The organism is Caldisericum sp. (genome assembly GCA_022759145.1).
GTDB lineage: Bacteria > Caldisericota > Caldisericia > Caldisericales > Caldisericaceae > Caldisericum.
This window is the reverse complement of the sequence record JAEMPV010000084.1, coordinates 1-3,281: the sequence shown is the minus strand read 5'-3', so window position 1 is coordinate 3,281 and position 3,281 is coordinate 1. Positions and strand designations below refer to the sequence as shown.

The 3,281-nt window shown below is 39.6% G+C and carries 1 protein-coding gene; it reads left to right on the top strand.

Features of this window, described 5'->3' with window-relative positions; genetic code table 11:
- Positions 1-474: 474 nt before the first annotated feature.
- Positions 475-3,281, top strand: a 2,807-nt coding sequence (locus tag JHC30_05845; protein ID MCI4463672.1) for an S-layer homology domain-containing protein, incomplete at its 3' end; no start/stop codon positions are given.

Here is a 3,281-nt window from a genome sequence, read left to right as displayed (position 1 = left end):
GAGGGATTTTTGGGGTTGCTTGTAAGATACTAAAATCTTACATTTAAAGAAACTATATGAAAAGGCACTTTAATACCTTTCATTTGCGTGCGTTTAGAGAGGCGAAAATTTGTTCATAAGTACTCTAACCCTTTTTGCCTCAAAAATCCCCCTTAAAATCGCTTATTTGATGCGGTTATAACTAAGTATTAATGCAGTCTCTACGAAACTATGCGGGTTCTATGGGTATAGTTTCAACATCTTAAAAATCGAACAATGCTGTATTTATGAGGGGGTTAAAAATCCAAAATTTAAAACAAGTTTGCGCAAACAAGAAATGGCAAAGGAAAAATCATCCGAATGATTAGATATTAGAATCGCCTTAATTTCTACATTTGACTTTTTACAAAAAGTAATAAAATTAATTAGGTCTAAAATTTGTTCAATTTAGACAAGATTGATTGTGGGGGAGCAAACCTACAAAAGGAGGAGAGGATGAAATCTTTGCTCAAAAGAGTTGTAGTAGGCATTTTAGTTCTTATGATGACCCTCTCAAATTTTTTGGGGGGAGTGGGTGTTTCGGGATTTTCAAACTCCATCTTTAATGACTCAACTGCAAGCAATTGGGCTATTGATGAATTAACACAGGCTTATAACTACGGGCTTACATACCCTGACATTATGGGCAAATTCCAACAACCAATTACCCGTGAAGAATTCTGCGTGATTGTGGTAAAACTCTACACAAAATTAACAAACAAGACAGTTACTGCAAGTGGCACGCCATTTTCAGACACAAACAACCCTGAGATCATAAAGGCATATCAATTAGGGATAGTAAATGGAACTGGCGGTGGTAAATTTTCACCAAATCTTTCCATAACAAGGCAGGAAATCGCAACGATGATCTATCGAGCACTATCCAAAGCATATTCAGAACTTCCAAAGATTGACGAAAACAATTTCCCCTTCAGGGATGCGAATAAAATTGCACCCTGGGCGCTTTCAGCGATGAAGTTTGCATATCAAAATGGCATAATGAAGGGCGTATCACAGGACACGATTGACCCTCTGTCAAACACGACAAGAGAACAGGGAATAATTTTGGTTAAGAGGACTTACGAAAGTTTTAGAACATCAATTAATGCAAAAGTGATGCTTCTGCCACCACCTCCACAAATGAGCGAGGAAGAAAAACTTAAGCAACTTGATTTAAAAGCCATTTTAACTTCGCCAACCTATAATACAAAGCTCACGCTCTATGCAGCAACAGATGCAACAAAACCAGTTAGTAAACCAACAGATAAAATATCCGTAGTTACAGGCTCTTTATATACGAGGGCAGATGACGGAGCGTTCATAGAGTCATCGGGCAATAAAGTAAGATACTTTTATGCTGATTATGGAACACTTACTCCCTATGCAATTGTGTGGCAGGTTTCAAGAGCGCCTTTTACCGGCTTTCAGGATAACTGGAAAAATCCCCGTGGTCTTGTTTCAACGGGCACGATAAAACCTGCAGTAAAAGAATTTACAATTGATTTTTCTAAATTCACATCAAACCCTATAATTCCAATAAACCCGACCATTTTTAAAACAGAAAGCGAACAAACATTTTATGTCCGCGCAGTGCCGGTTGACAAGAATATGAATTGTATTGGCGACCCCGGTGAAGGGATAAGAGTCCTCTACGGGCAAAAAACACCTGGCTCACAAAGGCAAACTGTTATAACAGTAAACGGAAAACAAATTTTAAAGCCCTCTACATTTGAACTATGGGTAACCAGACTAGACGGAGACATCACTTGTAACGGTGAATTCCCAAATAAACTTGAGCACATAAATGAAGTCGGCTTCAATACACTAAGCACTGTAAAGTGGTTCCAGTTTAAAAACTTCCCAAAAGATACAAAAACAATTGTCCTTCAAATATCCGTAAAGCCCTTTGATGTAAAAGATCCCGTTGATAAACCTTCAGGACTTGTTTACTCTAAAACCTACACGCCACCAATTCCACCCCAGTTTTGCGCTAATACTGAAAATTCGGTTGCGGTAAAATTCCACGATTTTGCACCAGCTGATTCAACGATGAAGCCAAACGATTATATTCCATATTATGTGCGTGCTGTTGCGTTTTTGCCATCGTCAACGCCAGGGAGTAACGACTACTCCATATCTGATGTTGTAAAAGTTAATTATATGAAGCAAGACACAATAACACTATACAAAACCGAAATTATTCCCGTCCCAACTTATATCCCGTCTGTAAAGATAACACACTATGAACCGATCAAATGGCAAAACCCGAATTGGGCACACTACTATGTTGTCTATCGCAAACCAAGATGGTATGAGTTGAACTTTGAGGTAACCGATGGCAAGGAAACGCTTTATCCTTATTATCACTATTTTAATAAGGATCCTACAATGACTCCAGATCGCTACGAAAAAGAACTTCTCTCAAGGTGGCTTCCTGTTGGGACAAAAATCCAGGTCTGGGATAGACAAGAAGACAAGTCATGGTGGGGAGAATTGTGGGATGGCATTGTTAAATTCTTCAAATCCATTGTTGATGTAATAATGGAAATCACAAATTGGGTATCACAGGCATATGCAAGTTTAAAATCAGGGCTCATTAACTTTGTGGTTAATAGCCTGCCAGGGCTTCCTTCGGACTGGCGGGAGGGTTTAAGGAAGGCGCTTACTGTCCTTGTTGATTCTGGTCTTGCATCCCTTGGAATTCCTCCAGAACTTCCGAATTTTGATGAACTAACAAAACAAGGAATTGACTACTTTGCAAAGGAAGTGCTTACAGAAGCAGGCGTCCCTGCGAACCAAATGACTGCGGACCTCATTGCAAATACTGCTCAAGGCATTGCAGAAAATATTGCCTCTTCGGCCAACTCTGCAACGCCAAATCCGTTAAAGGCACCATTCCTTAAAGCCGACCCAGACTATCTTCAAAGACCTGCATATATTGATGTAAAGATTACAAACGACTACGATAGGCCGTCAGTTCCTGGCAAACTAAACATAAATGTCTCCTGGCCATGGCATGAATGGAATCCAGACGGCGGGAGCATCACAGTGTCAACAGATGTACTTGGAGACCAGTCTGAAGCTGGACAATTTGCAGATGCATTGGATTATTTCGACCACTTTCTCTTTGGTTTAAAAAAGGGCTGCGATAATCAACCTATATATTATCCTGTTTTTGAACCTGTAAGAGACATTCCGATACCAATTCTTCAACCTCATGAAAGCACAACAGTCCGCATCTACTTGAAAGAGTATGTAGATAA